Annotated in this window: 21 protein-coding genes and 2 pseudogenes; 8 read left to right on the top strand and 15 right to left on the bottom strand. The window is 67.4% G+C overall.

From position 1 onward, the window contains the following. Both MTR65_RS19105 and MTR65_RS19100 read left to right on the top strand, forming a co-directional pair. Positions 1-135 (top strand): annotated as a pseudogene (locus MTR65_RS19105) (adenosine kinase); the annotation flags it as partial. 91 nt (positions 136-226) lie between these two features. After that, entirely contained in the window at positions 227-754 is a 528-nt protein-coding gene (locus MTR65_RS19100; protein ID WP_243802981.1) for a 3'-5' exonuclease family protein, read from the top strand. 111 nt (positions 755-865) lie between these two features. Here MTR65_RS19100 and MTR65_RS19095 read toward each other — a convergent pair whose 3' ends face one another. Then, positions 866-1,360 (bottom strand): hypothetical protein, encoded by a 495-nt coding sequence (locus tag MTR65_RS19095; RefSeq protein WP_243802979.1) that lies wholly within the window; start codon positions 1,358-1,360, stop codon positions 866-868. 4 nt (positions 1,361-1,364) lie between these two features. Then, positions 1,365-2,648, bottom strand: coding sequence for a phosphoribosylamine--glycine ligase (gene purD, locus MTR65_RS19090; protein ID WP_243802977.1), 1,284 nt, complete (start codon positions 2,646-2,648; stop codon positions 1,365-1,367). Between purD and xseA the strand changes: the two genes are divergently transcribed. From xseA to MTR65_RS19070, 4 genes are all read left to right on the top strand, one after another. Next, on the top strand, positions 2,610-4,181 hold the full coding sequence (xseA, locus tag MTR65_RS19085) for an exodeoxyribonuclease VII large subunit (RefSeq protein ID WP_243802975.1): 1,572 nt from the start codon (positions 2,610-2,612) through the stop codon (positions 4,179-4,181). The genes purD and xseA overlap by 39 nt on opposite strands. Before the next feature lie 27 nt (positions 4,182-4,208). Further along, complete coding sequence (locus MTR65_RS19080) at positions 4,209-4,412, top strand: DUF2093 domain-containing protein (protein WP_039389797.1); 204 nt, start codon at positions 4,209-4,211, stop codon at positions 4,410-4,412. Positions 4,413-4,428: 16 nt separating this feature from the next. Continuing rightward, a complete protein-coding gene (locus tag MTR65_RS19075; protein ID WP_243802974.1) occupies positions 4,429-5,328 on the top strand; it encodes a M23 family metallopeptidase in 900 nt (299 codons plus the stop codon). Between the two features lie 203 nt (positions 5,329-5,531). Beyond that, positions 5,532-6,560 carry an esterase-like activity of phytase family protein gene (locus MTR65_RS19070; RefSeq protein WP_243802973.1) on the top strand — a complete coding sequence of 343 codons (1,029 nt, stop codon included), beginning with the start codon at positions 5,532-5,534 and terminating at the stop codon, positions 6,558-6,560. Positions 6,561-6,663: 103 nt separating this feature from the next. Here MTR65_RS19070 and rpmB read toward each other — a convergent pair whose 3' ends face one another. Next, the gene (gene rpmB, locus MTR65_RS19065) at positions 6,664-6,948 is read right to left on the bottom strand and encodes a 50S ribosomal protein L28 (protein WP_039389789.1); all 285 of its coding nucleotides are present in this window, start codon (positions 6,946-6,948) and stop codon (positions 6,664-6,666) included. A 115-nt stretch (positions 6,949-7,063) separates the two neighbouring features. Here rpmB and MTR65_RS19060 point away from each other — a divergent pair, with 115 nt between their 5' ends. Further along, positions 7,064-7,519, top strand: a complete 456-nt coding sequence (locus MTR65_RS19060) for a nucleoside deaminase (RefSeq protein WP_039389786.1) — start codon at positions 7,064-7,066, stop codon at positions 7,517-7,519. A gap of 174 nt (positions 7,520-7,693) precedes the next feature. Here MTR65_RS19060 and MTR65_RS19055 read toward each other — a convergent pair whose 3' ends face one another. Genes MTR65_RS19055 through nadC form a run of 3 tightly spaced genes read right to left on the bottom strand, consistent with a single transcriptional unit; the run spans position 7,694 to position 9,711 of the window. Beyond that, a complete protein-coding gene (locus tag MTR65_RS19055; RefSeq protein WP_243802972.1) occupies positions 7,694-8,407 on the bottom strand; it encodes a ribonuclease T2 family protein in 714 nt (237 codons plus the stop codon). 1 nt (position 8,408) lies between these two features. After that, positions 8,409-8,816: a hypothetical protein gene (locus MTR65_RS19050; protein ID WP_243802971.1), complete on the bottom strand. Its 408-nt coding sequence runs from the start codon at positions 8,814-8,816 to the stop codon at positions 8,409-8,411. Positions 8,817-8,835: 19 nt separating this feature from the next. Continuing rightward, positions 8,836-9,711 (bottom strand): carboxylating nicotinate-nucleotide diphosphorylase, encoded by an 876-nt coding sequence (gene nadC / locus MTR65_RS19045; RefSeq protein WP_243802970.1) that lies wholly within the window; start codon positions 9,709-9,711, stop codon positions 8,836-8,838. 374 nt (positions 9,712-10,085) lie between these two features. On the opposite strand from nadC, the gene MTR65_RS19040 reads away from it, so the two are divergent. Next, positions 10,086-10,295 (top strand): hypothetical protein, encoded by a 210-nt coding sequence (locus MTR65_RS19040; RefSeq protein WP_039389778.1) that lies wholly within the window; start codon positions 10,086-10,088, stop codon positions 10,293-10,295. Positions 10,296-10,439: 144 nt separating this feature from the next. Here MTR65_RS19040 and MTR65_RS19035 read toward each other — a convergent pair whose 3' ends face one another. The 9 genes and pseudogenes from MTR65_RS19035 to MTR65_RS18995 form a co-directional block, all read right to left on the bottom strand. Beyond that, a complete protein-coding gene (locus tag MTR65_RS19035; RefSeq protein ID WP_039389775.1) occupies positions 10,440-11,240 on the bottom strand; it encodes a LytR/AlgR family response regulator transcription factor in 801 nt (266 codons plus the stop codon). A gap of 81 nt (positions 11,241-11,321) precedes the next feature. Beyond that, entirely contained in the window at positions 11,322-12,488 is a 1,167-nt protein-coding gene (locus tag MTR65_RS19030; RefSeq protein ID WP_243802969.1) for a sensor histidine kinase, read from the bottom strand. A gap of 61 nt (positions 12,489-12,549) precedes the next feature. Next, complete coding sequence (locus tag MTR65_RS19025) at positions 12,550-13,260, bottom strand: DsbA family protein (protein WP_243802968.1); 711 nt, start codon at positions 13,258-13,260, stop codon at positions 12,550-12,552. A gap of 68 nt (positions 13,261-13,328) precedes the next feature. Next, positions 13,329-14,690 carry a M48 family metalloprotease gene (locus MTR65_RS19020; protein ID WP_419145067.1) on the bottom strand — a complete coding sequence of 454 codons (1,362 nt, stop codon included), beginning with the start codon at positions 14,688-14,690 and terminating at the stop codon, positions 13,329-13,331. A 270-nt stretch (positions 14,691-14,960) separates the two neighbouring features. Then, positions 14,961-16,334 (bottom strand): PAS domain-containing protein, encoded by a 1,374-nt coding sequence (locus MTR65_RS19015; protein ID WP_243802967.1) that lies wholly within the window; start codon positions 16,332-16,334, stop codon positions 14,961-14,963. A gap of 93 nt (positions 16,335-16,427) precedes the next feature. Further along, positions 16,428-17,711, bottom strand: a complete 1,284-nt coding sequence (locus MTR65_RS19010; RefSeq protein WP_327194350.1) for an MFS transporter — start codon at positions 17,709-17,711, stop codon at positions 16,428-16,430. A gap of 71 nt (positions 17,712-17,782) precedes the next feature. After that, a complete protein-coding gene (locus MTR65_RS19005) occupies positions 17,783-18,238 on the bottom strand; it encodes a DUF2141 domain-containing protein (protein ID WP_243802966.1) in 456 nt (151 codons plus the stop codon). A 26-nt stretch (positions 18,239-18,264) separates the two neighbouring features. Further along, the gene (locus MTR65_RS19000; RefSeq protein WP_243802965.1) at positions 18,265-18,999 is read right to left on the bottom strand and encodes a sterol desaturase family protein; all 735 of its coding nucleotides are present in this window, start codon (positions 18,997-18,999) and stop codon (positions 18,265-18,267) included. A 311-nt stretch (positions 19,000-19,310) separates the two neighbouring features. Then, positions 19,311-19,506, bottom strand: a pseudogene (locus MTR65_RS18995) (DEAD/DEAH box helicase); the annotation flags it as partial.

The following is a 19,506-nucleotide window of genomic DNA, read 5'->3' as shown; positions in this document are numbered from 1 at the left end:
GGCTTCCTCTATGGCCACGTGCGCGGCATGGAGGTTGCCAAGTGCCTCAAGCTTGGGGCAGTCTGTGCAGCCGAGATCATTTCGCACATGGGGGCCCGTCCGGAAGCCGATCTCAAGGCGCTTGCTGGCGTCTGACCCGACAGGGGCCGATTTTCCGGTTCCGGTCCGTCGGGCAGCGCCTTGGTGTGCTGCCCGACGGACCGCCCGGAACTGGGGAGTTGGCCGATTGACCTGTCCGGCGCTGATCGACTTCGAGGCAAGCTGCCTGCCCGAGTACGGGCAATCCTTTCCCATCGAGGTCGCCATCGCGCGCGTGGACGGGCGCAGCCGGGCCTGGCTCATCAAGCCCTCGCCCCGCTGGACTTACTGGGACTGGTCCGATGAGGCCGAGAGCCTCCATGGCATCAGCCGCGAACTGCTGGAATCCCAAGGTCTGCCGCCCGCGCAGGTCTATGCCGAGATGGTTGCCTTCACCGAGGACTGCGACCTCTACGCCGATGCTGACCTCGACGAATACTGGTTCGAGGTCCTGTGCCACGCCATCGGCAAACCCCTTCCCTTCCCGATCCGGTACCTGGGCGAATTCATCGGCCGGCGGGGTTACACGCGCGAACAGGTCGTGCGCGCGCTGGACGCCGCGCGGGCCAAGCTTCCCAAGGAGCACCTCGCACGCGAGGACGCCAAGAGGCTGGCGATGATGGTGAAGCTCTTGCTCGACGAGCCGCCCGGAGGGCTCAGCCGCGCGGCGGTGTGATCAATCAAGAGACGAAGGAGAGAAATCCGAGGGCCATCGCCCTCGGGCTCCCGGAACTGTCTGGCTCACCTTTTGCGCGCCCACTTGGCTGAGGGAGGTGAGGTCGCCCGTTCAGGCCTGCGCTGACGCCCGGCGCCGAGCCTCTTCCAGGTCTACCTGGCATTCGCGGCGCGCCTCGCGGCGTTCCTCGACGAGCCGGTCGGCAAGCTGGGTGGTGAGCGCGCAGCCGCGTTCGGGCCGGATCGGATGCTTGCGGCGGCATCCGCTCTCGGTGGCGAAGAAGTTGTCCGCGCAGTCCTCGAACTCGGCGACGTCGGCGGCGTGCTGGGCGCGGCAGGCGGCGCTCCAGTGGTTCTTGTAGGAAAGCTGGGCGCGGCTCACGCAGTCCTCGAAGGCGGTCTGCGCGGCCTTTTCGCGCCGGGCCTGCTGGGCCAGTGCGTCGGTCTGCTGGACCGCGTTCTCCTGGCGTCGGGCCATGGCCTGGCTCTGCTCACGGATGTCCTGCGAGGGCAGGTAGATGCCGTAGTAGAAGCCGACGCCCGCCCCGCCCAACAGGGCCCCGGCCGCAAGGCACAGCTTGAGGATGGCGTCGGCGTGCTTGATCATGGGCTTAGTGGGCGCTCTTCTCGCGCGCCACCTCGCGCCAACCGATGTCGCGACGGGCAAAGCCGGTCGGGAAGTCGATCGCGTCGAGCGCGGCGTAGGCACGCCCCTGCGCTTCGCTGACCGAAGACCCCATGCCGGTCACGTTGAGCACGCGGCCTCCGCTCGCCACCAGCGTATCGTCCTTGAGCGCGGTGCCGGCGTGGAAGACCTTCACGTGGTCGTTCTCGTTGCCCTCGATCCCCTTGATCGCGCCGCCCTTCTCGGGCGTGCCGGGATAGCCGTGCGCGGCCATCACCACGGTGAGTGCGGGCTCGTCGGAGAAGCGCGGCGGCGCGACCGAGCCGAGGCGGTTCTCCGCACAGGCGTGGAGCAGTTCGACGAGATCGCTCTGCAGGCGCATCATCATCACCTGGCATTCCGGATCGCCGAAGCGGCAGTTGTACTCGATAAGCTTGGGGCCGTCCTTGGTGAGCATGAGGCCCAGGAACAGGACGCCGTTATAGGGCATGCCCTCGTCGGCGAGCGCGCGTACGGTGGGCGCGATGATGCGGGTCATCGTCTCGGCGGTGAGCTCGGGGGTGAGCACCTTGGCCGGGCTGTAGGCGCCCATGCCGCCGGTGTTGGGGCCGATGTCGCCATCGCCCACGCGCTTGTGGTCCTGCGCGCTGGCGAAGGGCACGATGGTCGAACCATCGGTCAGCGCGAAGAAGCTGGCTTCCTCACCATCCAGGTATTCCTCGATCACCGCTTCCGCGCCCGCCTCGCCAAAGCGCCCCGAGAAGATTTCCATGACCGCCATTTCGGCCTCGGCCTCGGTCATCGCGACGGTCACGCCCTTGCCCGCGGCAAGGCCATCGGCCTTCACCACCACGGGCGCGCCGAATTCGGCCAGAGCGGCAAGTCCGGCCGATTCGCTGGTGACGCGCACATAGCGGCCGGTGGGAATGTCGGCCTTGGCGCACAGGTCCTTGGTAAAGCCCTTGGAGCCTTCGAGCTGGGCGGCGGCCTTGTTGGGACCGAACACCGGAACGCCAGCCTCGCGCAGCGAATCGGCAAGGCCGTCGACGAGCGGGGCCTCGGGGCCGATCACGACGAGCCCGATGCGCTTGTCCTCGCAGAAGGCGAGGACGGCGCCGTGGTCGGTCGCATCCAGCTCCACGCAGGTCGCGTCCTGCGCGATACCCGGATTTCCGGGGGCAGCGTAGAGCACGTCGCACAGCGGGGATTGCGCCATCTTCCATGCCAGCGCATGTTCGCGCCCGCCCGAGCCCAGAAGAAGGATGTTCATAACCCCGTGCCTTTCAATCGATCCACTGACGATGACAATACCGAATACGGTCGCTTGGAGGGGCTGGTAGCGAAGGAGGGCGCAGGGGACAACGCCGCGCCGCTCTCGATCACCGAGATTTCGGCCCGATTGAAGCGCACGGTCGAGGATCGGTTCGGCTATGTACGCCTGCGCGGAGAGCTTTCGGGCGTCAAGCGCGCGGCCTCCGGGCACCTCTACTGCGCCTTGAAGGACGACAAGGCGGTGATCGATGGGGTGATGTGGCGCGGCAACGCGCAGCGCCTCGCCTTCCGGCCCGAGGACGGGATCGAGGTCGTCGCGGCGGGCAAGCTGACGACCTATCCCGGGCGCTCCAAGTACCAGATCGTGATCGAATCGATGGAGATCGCGGGCGAGGGCGCGCTGCTGGCGCTCCTGGAAAAGCTGCGCGCGCGGCTCGCCGCCGAAGGTCTCTTCGCGCCCGAGAGGAAGCGCGCGCTGCCCTTCCTGCCCCGCACCATCGGTGTCGTCACCTCGCCCACGGGCGCGGTCATCCGCGACATCCTTCACCGCCTGGCTGATCGTTTCCCGAGCGAGGTTCTGGTCTGGCCCGTGCTGGTGCAGGGCGAAGGCGCTGCCCAGCAGGTCGCGAATGCGGTGCGCGGCTTCTCCGACATCGCGCCCGGCGGTCCGGTGCCGCGCCCCGACCTTGTCATCGTCGCGCGCGGCGGCGGTTCGATCGAGGACCTGTGGAGTTTCAACGAGGAAGTGGTCGTGCGCGCGGTGGCCGAATGCTCGATCCCTGTCATCTCGGCCGTGGGGCATGAGACCGACACCACCTTGTGCGACTATGCCGCGGACCGACGCGCGCCCACGCCCACCGCCGCCGCCGAAATGGCGGTGCCGGTGCGCCGCGAACTGCTGGGCCAATTGGATGAGATGGGCTTTCGCATGCGCCGCTGCGCGCTGCGTCCGGTAACGCTGGGGCGGGAACGGCTGGAAGCGCGCGTGCAGCGCCTACCCAAGCCCGATGCGATCCTGGCCATGAAGGCGCAGGCGCTTGACGATCTTACCGACCGGCTGCGGCGCGGCCTCAAAGACCGGGCGGGGCGCAAGCGTGAGCATCTGGGCGTCGCCGCCGCCAGGCTCTCGCTGCCGCTGCTTCAGCGCCAGGTAGTCCAGGCGGGCAAGGACCTGGCCGGTACGGGCCTTGAGCCACGCCTCCTGACCCGCCGCTGGGCACAGGACCGCGACCGGCTGGCGCCTTTTGCGCGCGTGCTGCCCCAGCTCAACCCGCGCCTGCCGCTCGAACGGGGCTATGCGCTGGTCAAGACCGTGGACGGCAAGGCGCTGACCACGCGCGAAAAGGCAGCGGCCGAAACCGGCCTCGTCCTTGAGTTTCGCGATGGCGAACTGGCGGTCGCGGTGGGCGAGGGCGTGGCCCCTTCCGGCTCTTCGGGCCCGGCTCCGGCCCCGGCACCCAGGGCCAGCCCCAAGCCCGCGCCTGCCCCGCGACCGAAGGCCGAGGAACCGCGACAGGGCGATTTGTTTTGAGGCGGGGCCTCTGCTAGATCCAAGGGCATGCTAATGTCTTCTGCCGACCGTCCCGCCAAGCTCGCCTACGGGCCCAGCAGCTACCGTATGCTGAGCCCGGGCAACTACGTGAATTGCGCCGTGACCGGCGAGCCCATCGCGCTCGAGGAGCTGCGCTACTGGAGCGCGGAGCGGCAGGAAGCTTACGCGAGCGCGGAGATCGCGACGCGCCGCATGCTCTCGGACACCTGACCCAGGGAACCATCCCATGACGAAGATTGCACCCACGTCCCTCCTTGGCCGGCTGGCCTTGGGGAGCGCTCTTGGCTGCGCGGTTCTCGCCTCGGGCACGTTTCTTGCTGCCGAGCGCCCGGCCCACGCGGCCGATGATGCGGCGCGCGGGCAGGGCCTCTCCTTTACCGGCGAAGTCACGCAAGGGGGCTGGATTCGCGGCGTCGCGCCCAGGGGCACCGTTTCCATGACGCTTGACGGCGAGGATGTCGGCGTGGCGGAAGGGTCGGGCCAGTGGTTCGCCGCCTTCGACCGCGATGCCAAGGATAGCGCCCGCCTCGTCGCCACGCTTGCCGATGGTTCGGTGGTCGAGCGCACGATCTCGGTTTCGCCGCGCAAGTGGAACATCGAGCGGGTGAATGTCGCGCGCCGCAAGGGCGGGCCGTCCGAAGCCTTCATGAAGATCCGCCGTCCCGAACTTGCCCAGATCGTGGCCGCGCGCGCCAAGCGCACCGGCGCCATGGGCTGGACGCAGGACTTCATCTGGCCGGTGAAGGGGCGAATCTCGGGCCGCTTCGGCTCGCAGCGCATCTATCGCGGTGAGCCGGGCAGCTACCACTCGGGCCTCGACATCGCGACCGGCACCAGCGGGACGCCGTTTGTTGCACCGGCCGATGGCACGGTGATTCTGGCGGCCGATTCCAAGCCCTTCTCGCTTGAGGGGCACTTGCTGATGATCGACCATGGCAATGGCCTCAACAGCGCCTTCCTGCACTGCTCGGAAATTGAGGTGAAGGTGGGCGATACGGTGCGCCAGGGCCAGGTGATCGGCAAGATCGGCAGCTCGGGCCGCGCGACCGGGCCGCACCTGCACTGGTCGATCAAGTGGAAGGACGCGCGCGTCGATCCGATCCTGTTTACTGGGCCGATGAACTGATCGCGCTAGTCCGGGAGAAGGATTTTTCAAGGGGCCATCGCCCCTTGACCCCAAAATCGGCAACCTCGCCTTTCTCAGCCAGGGGGGCGGGCGCAAGGTGAACTGGACAGGTCCGGGAGCCCGAGGGCGATGGCCCTCGGAAATCTCCTTTCTTCCTGCTTTATATACCCTAACCTGGCGATATCCGCCTTTAAAGAGGTCCCGTGCTCGCTCGTATCGCTTCGTTGATCCTGCTGGCCGGGCTCGTCGTGCCGATCTGGGTGCGATCGCCGCAGCTGCCGGACCCGGAGGGCAACGGTCTTGTGCTCGTGCGTCAGCGTTTGCCCGATCGGGGCCGGCTGGCGCGCGATCTTGGACCCTTGCGCCTGGAAGGCGCCTGGCAACTGAGCGGTGCGCGTGCGGGCGGCTATTCGGCGCTGGTGCCGATAGGCGATGACCAGCTTCTGGCGATCAGCGACGGAGGCATGTGGCTGCACCTCTCCATGCGCGCAGGGGCGCCCTTTCGCCATGCCTATGGCAAGGTTGGCCTGGCGACGCGCAGCAAGGAGAAGGAGGATCGTGACGTCGAATCGGCGTTTCGGGACTTGCGAAGCGGCGCGATCTGGCTGGGCATGGAGGGCGTCAACGCGATTGCGCGCACGGACGCACAGTTACGTGAAGAGAAACGCGTGAAGCCTGCCGCGATGCGCGATTGGGACGTCAATTCGGGACCCGAGGCGATGACGCGGCTGCGTGACGGACGTTTTCTCGTCCTGCGCGAGACACCGACGTCGGGCACGGGCGGGCGCTTGCACGACGCGGTGCTGTTTGACGGCGATCCGGTAGAGGGGCCGCAAGAGGGCGGGAAAGCCCAGCGGCTGCAGTTTGCAGGGGCGCGCAACTTTTCCGCGGTTGATGCCGCCACGTTGCCTGATGGGCGCGTGCTGGTGCTCATGCGGCGGCTGGTCTGGCCGGCGCCGCTGACCTTTGCGGGGCGCATCGTGATTGCCGATCCGCGCGACATCGTGCCGGGCGAGACCTGGACCTCGCAGGAGGTCGCGGTGCTGGCCTCGGACATGCCGCTCGACAATTTCGAGGGGATGGCGGTGCGTGAGGGCGCGCAAGGCCGCGTCGAGATCTGGCTGATCTCGGACGACAACTTCATGCGGCACTGGCAGAGCACGCTTTTGTGGAAGCTGTCGGTCGATCCCGCGCAGCTACCCTGCACGGGCGCGTCGAAACCCGCCCGCTGAGCGCTGGTTCAGATAGCAAAGGACACGCAAAAAGCGCGCGGGTAAACCGCACGCCCTTGCGAGAAGCCGAATTGGCCGTTCACCCCTTGCGGGGTGAGGGCAATCAGGCGGCCTGCTGCTTCTTGAGCTCGCGCTTCACCTTGAGGGCGCGCGGGCTGAGCTTGCCGTCCGAGGTCTTGAGCAGCCAGTTGTCGAGGCCACCATTGTGCTCGACCGAGCGCAGACCGTGCGTCGAGACACGGAACTTGAAGCTGCGGTCCAGACGTTCCGACATCAGCGTGACGTTCTGGAGGTTGGGCAGGAAGACGCGCTTGGTCTTGTTGTTGGCGTGGCTGACGTTGCAGCCGACCTGACGGCCCTTGCCGGTCAGTTCGCAGATGCGGGACATGTTTACTCTCGCTCGAAAAAAACGGTTGCCGTAAGTACGGGAAGGCGCGCCCTTACTGATTCCCTGTGCAAAGGTCAAGTTGCATGGGCGGATTTCGCAGGCTAGCGCAGGGTACATGACCCGCTGGCCGCTCCCCCAATACATGGCTCTCGCCCTCGCGCAAGCCCGCGAAGCCGCCGATTCGGGGGAGGTCCCCATCGGCGCTGTGGTGGTGAAGGATAAAAAGGTGATCGCCACGGGACGCAACGCGCCCAGAGCTCGCCACGACCCCACGAGCCACGCCGAAATCGAGGCGATTCGCGAGGCCGCGCGAATCCTCGGCGACGAACGGCTGACCGGATGCGAGCTGTGGGTGACGCTCGAACCTTGCGCGATGTGCGCCGGCGCGATCGCCCATGCCCGTATCGCGAGGCTCTACTACGCTGCCAGCGATCCCAAGGGCGGGGCCGTCGAACACGGAGCGCGCGTCTTCGATCACCCCCAGTGCCTCCACCGCCCGGAGGTCTATTCCGGCATGGGCGAGGCCGAAGCGGCGGACCTCCTGCGCACCTTCTTTCGCGAGCGGCGTTGATCGGGACGAGGGCCGGGAAGTTGGAAAAGGGGAATTTCCAAGGGGCCATCGCCCCTTGACCCCAAAATGGGCGGCCTCACCGTTCTCAGCCAGGGTGGCGCGCAAAAGGTGAGCCAGACAGTTTGGGGAGCCCGAGGGCGATGGCCCTCGGAATCCATTTCCTGATTTTCGGGCTCAAAGCCCCCGCCAGATCTTCATGGGGGTCTCGTCGCGCGCGCCGAGGCGCCGGGTGTCGCAGGCTCGGGGGCGGAAGTCCGCGCCGTAGCACAGGCGCACTTCGTGCAGCCAACCCCGGCGGCTGAGGTGGATGCCGATGGCCTTGCGCGGCCAGTCGCGGTTGCGCGCGAGGAAGGCGTCGCGAAAGTCTCGAGCTCTCAGGTCCTCCTTGCGCGAGAGGCGGTCGGCGTCGGGCCAGTGAACCGAGCGCCACAGAATCGCGCTCACGCGGTAGTACCTGGCCGGGTCCTTCGTCATGCAGCTGCCGTGCTTGGCCCATTCGTGGACCAGCAGCGAGGGCGATGGGGTCATGCACAGGTGCTTGCGCAGCGTTTGCGGGCGGGGCAGGGGCGTCACTGCGCACCACTGCGGGGAGGGGCCCCGCGCGGCCTCGGGCCAGAGGCCGTGAAGGATGAAGCCGAAGCGCCCGAAGCGGGTGTCGCACTGCATCGCCTTGGGGTTCCCGTGCGTCTTGCACCAGTCGGGCGACCAGCTGGCCGCCAGCGTGTAGCCTGCGATGGGACGTGGGCGGGCAGGGCCATCGGGCGTGACCGGCCTTGGCGGCGCGAGTTGGCGCGGCATGCGGCACTGGTAGGCTTGTGCGAGGGCTTGCTGAGGGACAAGCGGCGTCGCCAGGAGTGCGAGGCCGATGCAGATGCCCGCGCGGGCCATTCTAGCGGAAGATATCCCGGTGATCGGGGACCTGGCCTCTGGCGCGCACCCAGGCGAGCGCGTCGGTGCACAGGAGCAGCGCCACCGAGGCCAGTTCGAGCGCCAGGTTCGCAAGGCTCAGCGCCAGATGCAGCGTGCCGGGGGCCGCGTACTCTTCCCAGAAGACGATGGTCATCGGCAGGTCCAGCAGGGCAAGGCCGACATAGAACCACAGCGCGATGGCGTTGGCGCGCCGGGCGATCATGTACCAGAAGCACAGATAGTAGCCGACGGCGTACATCGCCATCAGTACCATCGGCAGGCTGCCGGGCTCCTGCGCATAGGTCAGCGGCACGGTGGCGAGGGCCGTGAGGCCCTGTGCCAGCATCAGGGCGCCGAAGATGCGGATCGAGGTTGGCCGGGACGGCATCGCGCGCGGTTCTCCCGGGTCAGAGCGGGGTGAAGTCGAGCCCGATGTCGGCGGCCGGTGCGCTCTGGGTGAGGCGCCCCACCGAGACATACGTGACGCCCGAGGCCGCGATCGCACCGATGGTGGGGAGGTTGACCCCGCCCGAGGCCTCGGTGGGCACGCGCCCGGCGACGCGGGCCACGGCCTCGCGCAGCATGTCGGGACCCATGTTGTCGAGCAGGAGGTGGTGGGCGCCCGCCTCGATGGCCGGCTCGATCTGTTCGAGGTGATCGACCTCGCAGATGATCTGCGCAACGCCCGCTTCGCGCGCGCGCGCCACGGCCGGGCCCACGCCGCCCGCGACGAGGACGTGGTTGTCCTTGATCATGGCGGCATCCCACAGGCCCATGCGGTGGTTCTGCGCGCCGCCCATGCGGGTGGCGTATTTTTCGAGGTGCCGCAGGCCCGGAATGGTCTTGCGCGTGTCGAGAAGGGTCGCATGGCCTTCCATCGCATCGACGTAGGCGCGGGTCATCGTGGCGATGCCGGACAGATGCTGGACGGTGTTGAGCGCGCTGCGCTCGGCCGTCAGCATGGCGCGTGCGTTGCCGGTGAGGCGCATGAGGTCGGCGCCCGGCTGGGCTTGGGTGCCTTCCTCGACGAGAATCTCGATTTCCATTTCGGGATCGAGCGCGCGGAAGAAGGCGGCGGCGAGGGGCAGTCCTGCCACCGTGATCGCATCGCGCGAATCCATGACGCCCGAGAAGCGCGCGTCGGCATCGATCACGCTTTCGCTGGTGACGTCGCGTCCGCCTCCGGGAAGTCCTTCGCCCAGGTCCTCGGCGAGGGTGGCGGCAACGAATGTGTCGATGGCGAAGGCCTCGGAAGCGAGGCCGGACAGGGTCGGCTCAGTCATATGCGTGTCCTTGCCAAGCGATTGCCCGCCTGTCGAGGAGGCGTTGCATCCCGGATTTGCAAAATACGCAAAAGGAGCGCATAGGGGCTCCAACACGAGCTCACAGGCCACAAGGCGCTCGTGGCTGCATGACCCAGGACCCACGGCCCGGAGCCCCCCCGCTCCAGGTGCCCGAGGTCCCCCCGGATCGCTGTTCAGCCCAACCCTGCCGATGCCCGGACGCCCCCCGCGTCTGCCGGGCGTTTTTCGGCTGCCGTTCTGGCCCACCCCGCTCGTGCCCGGGATCGGATTGCGTGCGTGCCCGCAAAGGGGCGCAAGGTCCTCCCGTTCAACAGCAACGCCGGGTCGCCGGTACACGATATAGGAGCAGTTTCATGGCCCAGGGCCCCATCAAGCCTTTCCTCATCCAGAAGGACGAGAGCGGCAATTTCCGTCTGACCGTGCGCACCACGCGCTACAACTCGATCGGCTACCCGATCGTCTCGTCCAAGCTGCAGGACGAGATCTTCGAGACGCAGTCGGCGGCCAAGGCCTTTGCCCGCAAGAACTTCAACGCCGAAGCCGGTGAGTACGCGACCAAGTAAGGTCGCGCAAAACACCCGGCCGGACACCGGCCACCCCTTGCACCTGAATGGCCGGTGCCTCGTGCGACGAAGGGCCCTGCCCGTCCCCTTGAGAGGGTGACCGGCAGGGCCCTTTTGATTCGTTTTCCGGCGGTGGTTCGTGGGTCAGTGCACGAAGCGGGCAATCACGTCGCGGTAGCTGCGCGAGACCTTCACCTGCGCGCCCGAATCGAGAACGAGGAAGCATTCGCCGTTGGTGTGCGGCTTGACCTGGCGGACCTGGTTGAGGTTGACGATGGTCGAGCGGTGGACGCGCTGGAACACGCGCGGGTCGAGGCGGCGCTCCAGGTCCTTCATCGTCTCGCGCAGGATCAGCGAATTGTCGGCGGTGCGGATGCACATGTAGTCACCCGCCGCCTCGATGTGCTCGATCGTGTCGACATCGATGCGGAAGATCTGGCCGCGATCCTTGATGTTGATGAGCTTCTCGTAACGCTCCGAGGCGGCCTGTTCGGGGTCTTCCGGGATGTGGTCAACTGCATCGGGGGCGACTTCGGCGAGCACCGATTTCAGCTTTTCGGCCTCTTCGGCGGACTTCTTTTCCGCGATGCGCTGGCGCACGCGGGCGAGCGTGTCGTCGAGCTTGCTCTCGTCGACCGGCTTCATCAGGTAGTTCACCGCGTTGGCCTCGAAGGCGCGCACGGCGTGCTCCTGGTAGGCGGTCACGAAGACGAAGAGCGGGGGTTCGATCTCCATCACGCCCTTGACCACCGAGAAGCCGTCGAAGCCGGGCATCTGGATGTCGAGGAAGACGAGGTCGGGCTTTTCGGTCTTGATCTTGCGGATCGCCTCGCGCCCGTTCGAGCACGTGTCGATGATCTCGACGTCGGCGTATTTCTCGAGGCGCAGCTGCAGGCCCTGGATGGCCAGCTTCTCGTCGTCGACAAGGATCGTGCGAATTGTCATCTTTTTACTTCTCCGGAAAAAAGCGCAATGCGCGCCATCCCCCTTTGTTCCCGCCCCCTTTGGTGATTGCGGGTAGTGTGCTCAGCGTCCCGCCAGGGCGGCCTGGGGTGGCCGACCGGGCAGGTCTTCCTCGGCTTCGTCCCGGCGTTCGGCGGGCATCTCGATAAGGACGGCAAAGCCGCCCTCGACCGGTTCGAGCGTCTCGAAACGGTGATCCTCGCCGTACGCCTGGTCAAGCCTGTCACGAATGTTCGATAGGCCAACGCCGGTGGATACCGGCTCCCCTCCATCGTAGGTCATGCCCGACAACCTGTTGTCGGTGGTGGCGCTTTGCAAGCCCGGTCCGGTATCGGAGACGGTAATGCGAAGCGTAGGGCCGATGAGCTGCGTGGCGATGGTGATCTCGGCCCCGGATTCCTGCGGGCTCACGGCATACTTGATGGCGTTTTCGACCAGCGGCTGGAGCAGCAGCGAGGGCAGCAGGCACTTCTCGGTGGCGGGATCGATGGTGAAGGTGGTGCGCAGCCGTTCCTCGAAGCGCATGCGCTCGATGTCGAGGTAGAGTTTCAGCGTCTCGACCTCCTGGGCCACGGTCACCCGCGCGGAGGGCTTGTTGACGAGCGTGTAGCGCAGGAACGAGGAAAGCCGGCTGAGCATCGCGTTGGCGGGCTCTGTTTGCTTCAGCAGCACCAGCGTCGAGATCGAGTTCAGCGTGTTGAACAGGAAGTGCGGGTTGAGCTGGTAGCGCAGCATGGCCAGCTGCGCGCTCGTCGCCTGGCTTTCGAGCCGGATCAGCTGGTCGTTCTGCTCCTCCACCTGGAGGTAGAAGTTGATCGCGTAGTAGAGCGCGGACCAGGCACCGAGCAGCGTCGCGTCGATGTAGAGGACGCCGAGAAACAGCTGGGTGAAGCTGGCGTCGCTGTCGGTGCGCCACAGCGACCAGACCCAGGCGTCGATGAAGGCGTGGAGCGAGACCGCGAAGGCCAGGATCACCGCGGTCAGGCCCCAGGTGATGATCGGGCGGCGCGCGATGAGGCCCCGGTAGATCACCGAGAGGACGAGCGAGATCGAGAAGCCGGTGATCGTCTGGATCAGCACAAGGACCAGCGAGGTCAGCGGCTGGTTGTTGGCGATCATCGACATCGTGCGCAGCAGCATCGCGCCGGCCCAGCCGGCGGTCTGCAGGCGCCAGAAGGCCTTGTCCTTGTTCGCGAAGAACGGAATCGGCTGGATGGGCAGTACGCGCATGACCATGGTCTAGCCTAGTTTGGGGGCGGCCCGAAACCGGGCCGCCTGAAAAGCAGTGGGCTCAGCTGTCCTGTGCAGAGCGTGCGGCGCGCGCTTCGTCGAGCGCGCGGGACAGCTGGTCGATGCCGACCGCGCCTGCGATCAGGGCGTCGCCCGCAATCCAGCTCGGCGTGCCGGTGAAGCCCAGCTGGCTCGCCATCTTGAGGTTGCGCTGGATCTCCTCCTCGACCGTGGGGCTCTCGGCCACGCGGCGCGCGCGCTCCATGTCGAGACCCACCTTCTGCGCGACCGCCTCGATAGTGCTCTCATCCACCTGGCCGGCTGCGAACATCGCGTCGTGGAACGCGGGGTACTTGCCCTGTTCGGCGGCGGCGAGCGCCATGCGCGCGGCGGCCGGGCTTGCCGGGCTGATCACGGGCAGTTCGCGCACGACGATGCGCAGGTCCGGGTTCTTGGCGATCAGCGCCTGCACGTCGGGCAGGCTCTGGCGGCAGTAGCCACAGGCAAAATCGCTGAATTCGACCAGCGTAGTGGTGCCATCGGGGTTGCCCAGGACCGCGCCGGGGAAGGGGGTCTCCACGCTCTGGCGCACGCCCGCGAGCTGCTCCTGCGATTCGCGCTTCTGCAGGTTTTCCATCGCCTGGGGCAGGATCTCGGGGTGTTCGAGGATGTAGTCGTGGACCACGCGTTCCACCGCCATGCGGCCGCCGAACCAGCCGCCTGTGCCAATCACGGCGATGGCGGCAATCCCGGCAGCAAGCTTCGTTCCCATTCCCATGTGTATCCTGGCGTCCTGTCTGGTCTGTCGAGGGTGGTCGGTGGTTGTGTGAAGGGGCCGCCCTAGCGGCGCTCGGCGCGGCGTTCCAGTTCAGCGCGCGCCTGCATCTCGATATCCTGGGCACGAAGCCAGTCGGCGGAGTATTCCGGCAGGCCCGCCTCGGCGGCCTGGGCGCTGCGCAGGGCCTCGGCCATGCGGCCCGAGAGCGCCTGCTGTTCGGCGCTGGCAAGGTAGGCGCGGGGCATGTCGTTGTCCTGCGCGTAGATGACGCCCAGCTGGTACCAGGCAAAGGGGTTCTCGCGGTCGCGCACCACGGCGGCCTTGAGCACGCGGCGCGCCTCGTCGTGGTTGGCGCGGTCCTCGGTCGCGATCAGCGCGTGGCCGAAGAGGGTGGCGATGAGCGGCTGGTTCCCGGTTTCCTGCGTGGCCTTGCGCAAGGGCTCGAGCGCCTTCTTGGGCTGCCCGCTTTCCAGCAGGATCTGCCCCTGCATTTCCAGAAAATAGGGATCGTCGGGATCGGTCTCGACCAGGGCCGCGACTTCGGCGCTCGCCTTCTCGAACTGGTTCTCGCGGTGGTAGGCGTAGGCGCGGGCATAGCGCGCGGGCACCGTGTTGACGGTCGTGGGATACTCGCGGAACACGAGGCGCGGCTCGGCGAGGTAGCCGAACAGCTTGGCCTTCATGCGCACGAAACGCTTCTGGATGTCGGCGTTGGCCGGTTTATCCCAGGCTGGGTCCTTCTGGTAGGTGTCCTGAAGCGTCTGGATGCGGTCGCCGGTGAGCGGGTGGGTGGAGAAGAACTCGTCGCCCTCCTGTGGACGATAGCCGTGGCGAAATTCGAGGTTCTGCAGCTTCTTGAAGAACTCGATCGAGCCGCGCCCGCTGATTCCGGCCTTGGAGAGATACTCCGCGCCTGCCGCGTCGGCCGAGGCTTCCTGCGAGCGGGTGTAGGCGAGGAACTTGCCCATCGCGGCCTGCTGCCCGGCCATCATCACGCCAAGGCCTGCTTCCGCGCTGCCGGCCGCTGCGGCGGCCGCGCCCAGCAGCAGCGAGAGGATTGAGATGTTGCTCGCCGCCGAGGCGCCCGGGCGCAGCACGGCGTGACCGCCGGTGACGTGGCCCAGCTCGTGCGCGATTACGCCCTGGACTTCCTCGGCGGTGTCCGCCTCGTTGATGAGGCCCGCATTGACGTAGACCGCCTGGCCGCCTGCAACGAAGGCGTTGACCGACATGTCGTTGACGAGAACGATGTCGACGTTCTCGGGCTCCAGCCCGGACGCGGCAATCAAAGGCTCGGCCATGTCATGGAGCAGCGCCTCGGTCTCGGCGTCGCGCAGGATCGATTGCGCGGCGGCCGGGGTGGCCGACCAGCCGAGCAGGGCCAGAACGGAAATCAGGGCAGCGGCGAAACGCATCAACGGCATGGTGCCTCTAGGGCCTTTCGGGCCTTAACCGGTGCTGAAGCGCCCTTCAGGCAGGGCGCCGGGGAACGGTGCGAAGCCTAGCGGGGGCGATGGGCCGTGGGAAGTGGGGACGGAGGAAGGACAATGACCAAGGGGCCATCGCCCCTTGCCCCCGGAATCGGCGACCTCACCTCTTTCGGCCACCAGTGCATGCGGGACGTGAGGTCGACAGTTCGGGGAGCCCGAGGGCGATGGCCCTCGGATATCTCGTGTTCTGCCTGGCGGGTTCGCTCAATCGAGCAGATGGCGCGCCGCGCGGTCGAGCAGGCGGGCATCGTCGTCGATTTCGCCGAGCAGGATGAGCCGGCCTTCGGGGGTGCGGCGGGCGACGAGGACGGCAAATTCGCGGCCCTGCGCGCTCTGCTCGAAGGGCTTGGGCGGCATCTGGCGCAGCGCGGCGAGGAGTTCCTCGTGGCGGGCGATCAGGGCGCTGGCGTCCCCGGCCTCGGCGCGGCGCAGCTCGCGTTCGGCGCGGATCACGGCCTTGAGGCCTCCGGGCGTGGTGGCGAGCAGGTCCTTGAGGCCCCCGCGGGCAAGGCCCAGACGCTGGCCGTGGGCCATGGCGGTGGCAACCTCGGTGAGGCGCGTCTTGTCGTAGTCGGTCCCGAAGACGAGCTTGGCCACCGGCAGCAGCGGGGCGCGCTCCTGCACGGTGATCTCGGCCTGCGCGAGCAGCTCGGCGTACGCGTCCGGAGCCTCCTCGCAGGCCAGCGCGAAGTCGTAGGCGCGGCCGATGGCCGCGTAGAGCGCCTCGCGTGAGCGGCTTTCGCAGCCGCGCGCGAGCCGTGCCTCTTCGCGTGCCGCGCCCAGCCAGTCGGCGAGATCGCGCGGCGCGGGCGGGGCAAAGCCGGTCGGCGCGCTGGCGGCCAGGTCATCCGGATCGACAAGGCCGAACTGCGCGGTCGGAAGCTCGAGCGAGAGCGGGGGAAGTTCGAGACCGGGAGCGATATCGAAGGCCTCATCGGCCGGGCCATCGGCCCATTCGGTCATCGGGGCCGTTTCGCGCAGCATGGCGGGCACGCTTTCGTCCGCCTTTGCGGGGGCATCGCCCAGGCGCTCGGCGCGCGCCTGCGCCTCGGCCGGGCTCAGCGCCTTCCAGTTGATGACGCCCAGGATCGCATCGATGGTGGCATCGTCGCGTGCGAAGGGGAGCAGGATCCCGCGGTAGAGCACGGTCTCGCCGCGCTGGTTGACGAATTCGGCCTCGAACCCGATCGGGGCCTGGTTCGCGAGGATCTGCATGTAGTGGTCGGTAATGCGCGAGAGCAGTGAGCGGCTGGGCACGTCCGCCAGGGTGCGGATCGGCGTGTCGAGGTCGCACTCCTGTGCCAGCGTGGTGCCCACGAACCGGACGATGGGGTCCTCGATCCCCTCGGCAAAGTCGAGCAGGACGCTGTTGGGCCCGAAGTCGAAGATCGTCTCGGGGGCAAGGTCGTCGGTGTGGGGAAAGGCGCGTTCGCCCAGAAGGCCCGCCCAGAAGTTGTAGGCGCGTACCTGCATGCGCCGCTCGTCGCGGCCCACGGCAACAGGCGTGGCCGATTCGGCATTGCCCGCCTCCTCGAAAGGCACGTCGGGCTCGGAAAACTGACCGCGCAACGTATCCATGTGGAATCCCCAAGTCTCCGACAGGCCCATCGTCATGCCTTGCCGTGGTAAAATATTCTTTAAATACGCGCCCCAGTGGATCAATTTGGGGGATCAATCCTCGCCGACGACACCTTCGCCCAGGCGCGGCAGCGGGGCTAGCACGCGCAGCAGCAGGAAACCGACCAGCAGCGCGACCGACCCGGCGTGGAGCGCGAAGGGCAGCCCCTTCCAGTCGGCCAGCGCGCCCCAGATCCACGCGCCGATGGCCATGCCCCCGAAGGTGACCGCCTGGTAGATCGAAAGGCAGCGGCCCAGAATCGATTCGGGCGAGCGCAGCTGCACCGCGGTGTTGATGGTGGTGAGGATCAGCACCCAGGCCATCCCCGAGATGAACGCGGCTGGCAGGGCCAGCGGGATCGTGCGCACTTCGGCGATGACCGAGAGCGAGAGCACGAAGGTCCCGGTGCCGAGCAGGAGAATGCCCTCAAGGCCGAGCTTGCGGCGGATCGCGGTGCCGAACGGGGCCGCGCAGATCGAGCCGATCCCGAACAGGCCCAGCATCATGCCGAAGTCGATCTCGGTGCCCCCGATCTGGTCGCTGACCACGGTGGGCAGCAGCGCCTGATAGGCCGAGAGGCCGAGGCCCAGTGCGAAGCTGCGGGTGAGGATCCGGCGCAAGGGGCGGGTCTTCGCGCAGTAGCTGATTCCGGCCCAGACGGCGGGCAGGATCGGGGTCGGGGCGATCTTGCGGTGCTGCGGGCGCCACCACAGCAGCACGCCGATGAGGCCGATGTAGCTGATGGCGTTGATCGCGAAGGCGAAGGAGACATCCCAGATCGAGATGATGAGGCCGCCGAGCGCCGGGCCTACCGAACGCGCGATGTTGAAGGAGATCGAATTCAGCGCGATCGCCTGGGGAATCTGGCGCGGCGCGACGACCTGGCGCACCGAGGCCTGCCAGGCGGGCGCGTTGAGCGCGGTGCCGATGCCCACGCTCAGCGTGAAGGCGAGCAGCAGGATGGGCGAGATGAGCCCGGCATACGTCAGTCCGGCCAGCAGGCTGGAGACAAGCAGCATGCCCGATTGCGCGATCAGCATGACGACGCGGCGGTCGTAGTTGTCGGCAATCGCGCCTGCAAACACGCCGAAGAGCATGATCGGCACGGTGGTTGAGGCCTGGACCAGCGCGACGAGCTGGTGCGAGCTCGTCAGGTCGGTCATCAGCCAGGCTGCGGCCACGCCCTGCATCGTCGCGCCCAGGTTCGAGAACAGGTTCGCGATCCAGATCGAGCGGAAGACGGGGTGGCGAAACGGGGAAAACGGGCCCTCGGGGCCGCCGGGCGAGGTCTGCGCCGTCGCCGAGGGCGGGCGGGGGCTTTGCTGCGATCCTTCCACCCTTTCGGCGTTAGGGGGCACGGCGCGCGGCGGCAAGCCTTATGGGCCTGTCCTGGTGGCAAATAGCGCGCCTAGAGCAAATAGCGCATACGGATCGTCAGGCGGGTATTCTCCGCACCGGTGGCGAAGGCGGCCTTGTCGAAAGCGGGTGGCCCCATGCGTACGGGGGCATCGCGCGAAAAACCGAAGCCCTCGCGCGGGATGATGAGCGCCTTGTCGAGTTTGCCGTTGGCGTTTTCGTCGTGGATCAGCGCGACGGCGTAGCGGCCTTGCGCGACCGGTCCGAAGTCGAGTTCCACGTCCTTGCTGGCCGGAACGATCAGGCGGTGCGCCTCGGGGTCCTTGTCGCAGTCGGGAAAGGTGTCGGGGTCGCGGGTCAGGCAGGCCAGAATCTGCCCCTTGGTGGAGCGAAGGTCGGTGATGCGCGCGGTGACGTGGGGCACCGCGCCCTTCACCGCGAGCGCGCTGGTGACGACCTTGGCCGCGGGCGCCGAAGTGCCCTCGTCCCCGGCCCCTGTCGCCCCCATCGCGAGCGGGGCAAGGGCAAGCAGACTCAGGGCGTGGATATACCCCGGTCGGTCCCGCAGAGGTGGTCCCAGAACCGGAAATAGAGGCCGTAGTTGCATCGGTACTGCTCGTGGTGGCGGTGGTGGTGCGAGGCGGTGATCAGCCAGTGGCCGAGCCGCGAGCGGACAAGGGCCTGTGGGAAGATCTCCCAGCCCATGTGGTTGGTGATGCCCATCACGGTCATGATGGTGAGAACGAGGCCGAGCATGGCCACGTGGATCGGGATGAGAAAGACGAGCGCAGGGATCACCACCGCGCCCGTCACCGCCTCGACGGGGTGGAAACTCATCGCTGCCCAGGCGGTGGGCGGGCGGCTGGCGTGGTGGACCGCATGGGCGATGCGGAACACGCGCGGGCGGTGCATCCAGCGGTGGGTCCAGTAGAACCAGGTGTCGTGCGCGAAGAGGAAGAGGAAGACCGAAAGCGGCATCCACCACACAGGGTAGGCGGAAAAGTCGGTGTAGATGCGCGTCCAGCCATGGGCCTGCCAGCCCCAGGCGACGATCCCGGCGGGAACGCCGTAGATCCCGGCCGAGAGCAGCGACCAGAAGATCTCGCGGCGGATCTGCCGGTCCATCCCGGCATAGAGCCCGGGCCGGGCGCGCCGGGTGATGAGCGCGAAGAGGCCGGAGGTCGCCAGATAGCGCCCGCCCACGATGGCCGTCATGGCCAGAGCCGAGACGAGAAGGGCCCAGAGGCCGGGGGCGGAAAGCGATCCCATATACCCACTTATGCCTGCGCGCTGGACGCCTGCAAAGCCATGGTGGGAAAAGATACGCCGAATTCAGTGCGATCCGGGTTTGGAAGAACAGGACGAGATTTCCGAGGGCCATCGCCCTCGGGCTCCCCATAATGTCGGGCTCACCTGTGATGCGCTGCCTTGGCTGAGAAAGGTGAGGTCGCCCATTCTGGGGTCAAGGGGCGATGGCCCCTTGAATCATCTCTTTTCCCTTCCGGTGGCCCTGAAAACAGATCGATCCCGAGAGCAGGGCCCCCGGGATCGTCGTGTTCACCTGTGATGGCGCAGCAGGCTCAGCCTGCGCGGCGCACCGCGTTCTTGTGCGTGCCCACGCTCTTGCCGCCGCGGGGACGGAAGCGGCGCTTGCGCTCGCCTTCGCCCGCACCACCGGCATTTGCGCCGTTGTTGCGCTCGCCGCGCGGAGCTTCGCGGCGATCCTGGCGCTCGCCTTCACCGCCCTGGCGATCGCGGCGCGGCTTGCCGCCGCCC

Origin of the sequence: Novosphingobium mangrovi, assembly GCF_022818885.1 — a bacterium.
Classification (GTDB): Bacteria; Pseudomonadota; Alphaproteobacteria; order Sphingomonadales; family Sphingomonadaceae; genus Novosphingobium; species Novosphingobium mangrovi.
Note: the sequence above shows the minus strand (reverse complement) of the source record. Positions and strands in the feature narration are given on the sequence as shown.

Bases quoted from the DNA above. Each gene is read 5' to 3' on its own strand.
- MTR65_RS19095 (WP_243802979.1), bottom strand. From the start codon at position 1,360: ATGATCAAGCACGCCGACGCCATCCTCAAGCTGTGCCTTGCGGCCGGG.
- xseA (WP_243802975.1), top strand. From the start codon at position 2,610: ATGTTCGCGCCCGCCCGAGCCCAGAAGAAGGATGTTCATAACCCCGTG.
- purD (WP_243802977.1), bottom strand. From the start codon at position 2,648: ATGAACATCCTTCTTCTGGGCTCGGGCGGGCGCGAACATGCGCTGGCA.
- MTR65_RS19080 (WP_039389797.1), top strand. From the start codon at position 4,209: ATGCTAATGTCTTCTGCCGACCGTCCCGCCAAGCTCGCCTACGGGCCC.
- MTR65_RS19075 (WP_243802974.1), top strand. From the start codon at position 4,429: ATGACGAAGATTGCACCCACGTCCCTCCTTGGCCGGCTGGCCTTGGGG.
- rpmB (WP_039389789.1), bottom strand. From the start codon at position 6,948: ATGTCCCGCATCTGCGAACTGACCGGCAAGGGCCGTCAGGTCGGCTGC.
- MTR65_RS19060 (WP_039389786.1), top strand. From the start codon at position 7,064: ATGACCCGCTGGCCGCTCCCCCAATACATGGCTCTCGCCCTCGCGCAA.
- MTR65_RS19055 (WP_243802972.1), bottom strand. From the start codon at position 8,407: ATGGCCCGCGCGGGCATCTGCATCGGCCTCGCACTCCTGGCGACGCCG.
- MTR65_RS19050 (WP_243802971.1), bottom strand. From the start codon at position 8,816: ATGCCGTCCCGGCCAACCTCGATCCGCATCTTCGGCGCCCTGATGCTG.
- nadC (WP_243802970.1), bottom strand. From the start codon at position 9,711: ATGACTGAGCCGACCCTGTCCGGCCTCGCTTCCGAGGCCTTCGCCATC.
- MTR65_RS19040 (WP_039389778.1), top strand. From the start codon at position 10,086: ATGGCCCAGGGCCCCATCAAGCCTTTCCTCATCCAGAAGGACGAGAGC.
- MTR65_RS19035 (WP_039389775.1), bottom strand. From the start codon at position 11,240: ATGACAATTCGCACGATCCTTGTCGACGACGAGAAGCTGGCCATCCAG.
- MTR65_RS19030 (WP_243802969.1), bottom strand. From the start codon at position 12,488: ATGCGCGTACTGCCCATCCAGCCGATTCCGTTCTTCGCGAACAAGGAC.
- MTR65_RS19025 (WP_243802968.1), bottom strand. From the start codon at position 13,260: ATGGGAACGAAGCTTGCTGCCGGGATTGCCGCCATCGCCGTGATTGGC.
- MTR65_RS19020 (WP_419145067.1), bottom strand. From the start codon at position 14,690: ATGCCGTTGATGCGTTTCGCCGCTGCCCTGATTTCCGTTCTGGCCCTG.
- MTR65_RS19015 (WP_243802967.1), bottom strand. From the start codon at position 16,334: ATGGATACGTTGCGCGGTCAGTTTTCCGAGCCCGACGTGCCTTTCGAG.
- MTR65_RS19005 (WP_243802966.1), bottom strand. From the start codon at position 18,238: ATGGGGGCGACAGGGGCCGGGGACGAGGGCACTTCGGCGCCCGCGGCC.
- MTR65_RS19000 (WP_243802965.1), bottom strand. From the start codon at position 18,999: ATGGGATCGCTTTCCGCCCCCGGCCTCTGGGCCCTTCTCGTCTCGGCT.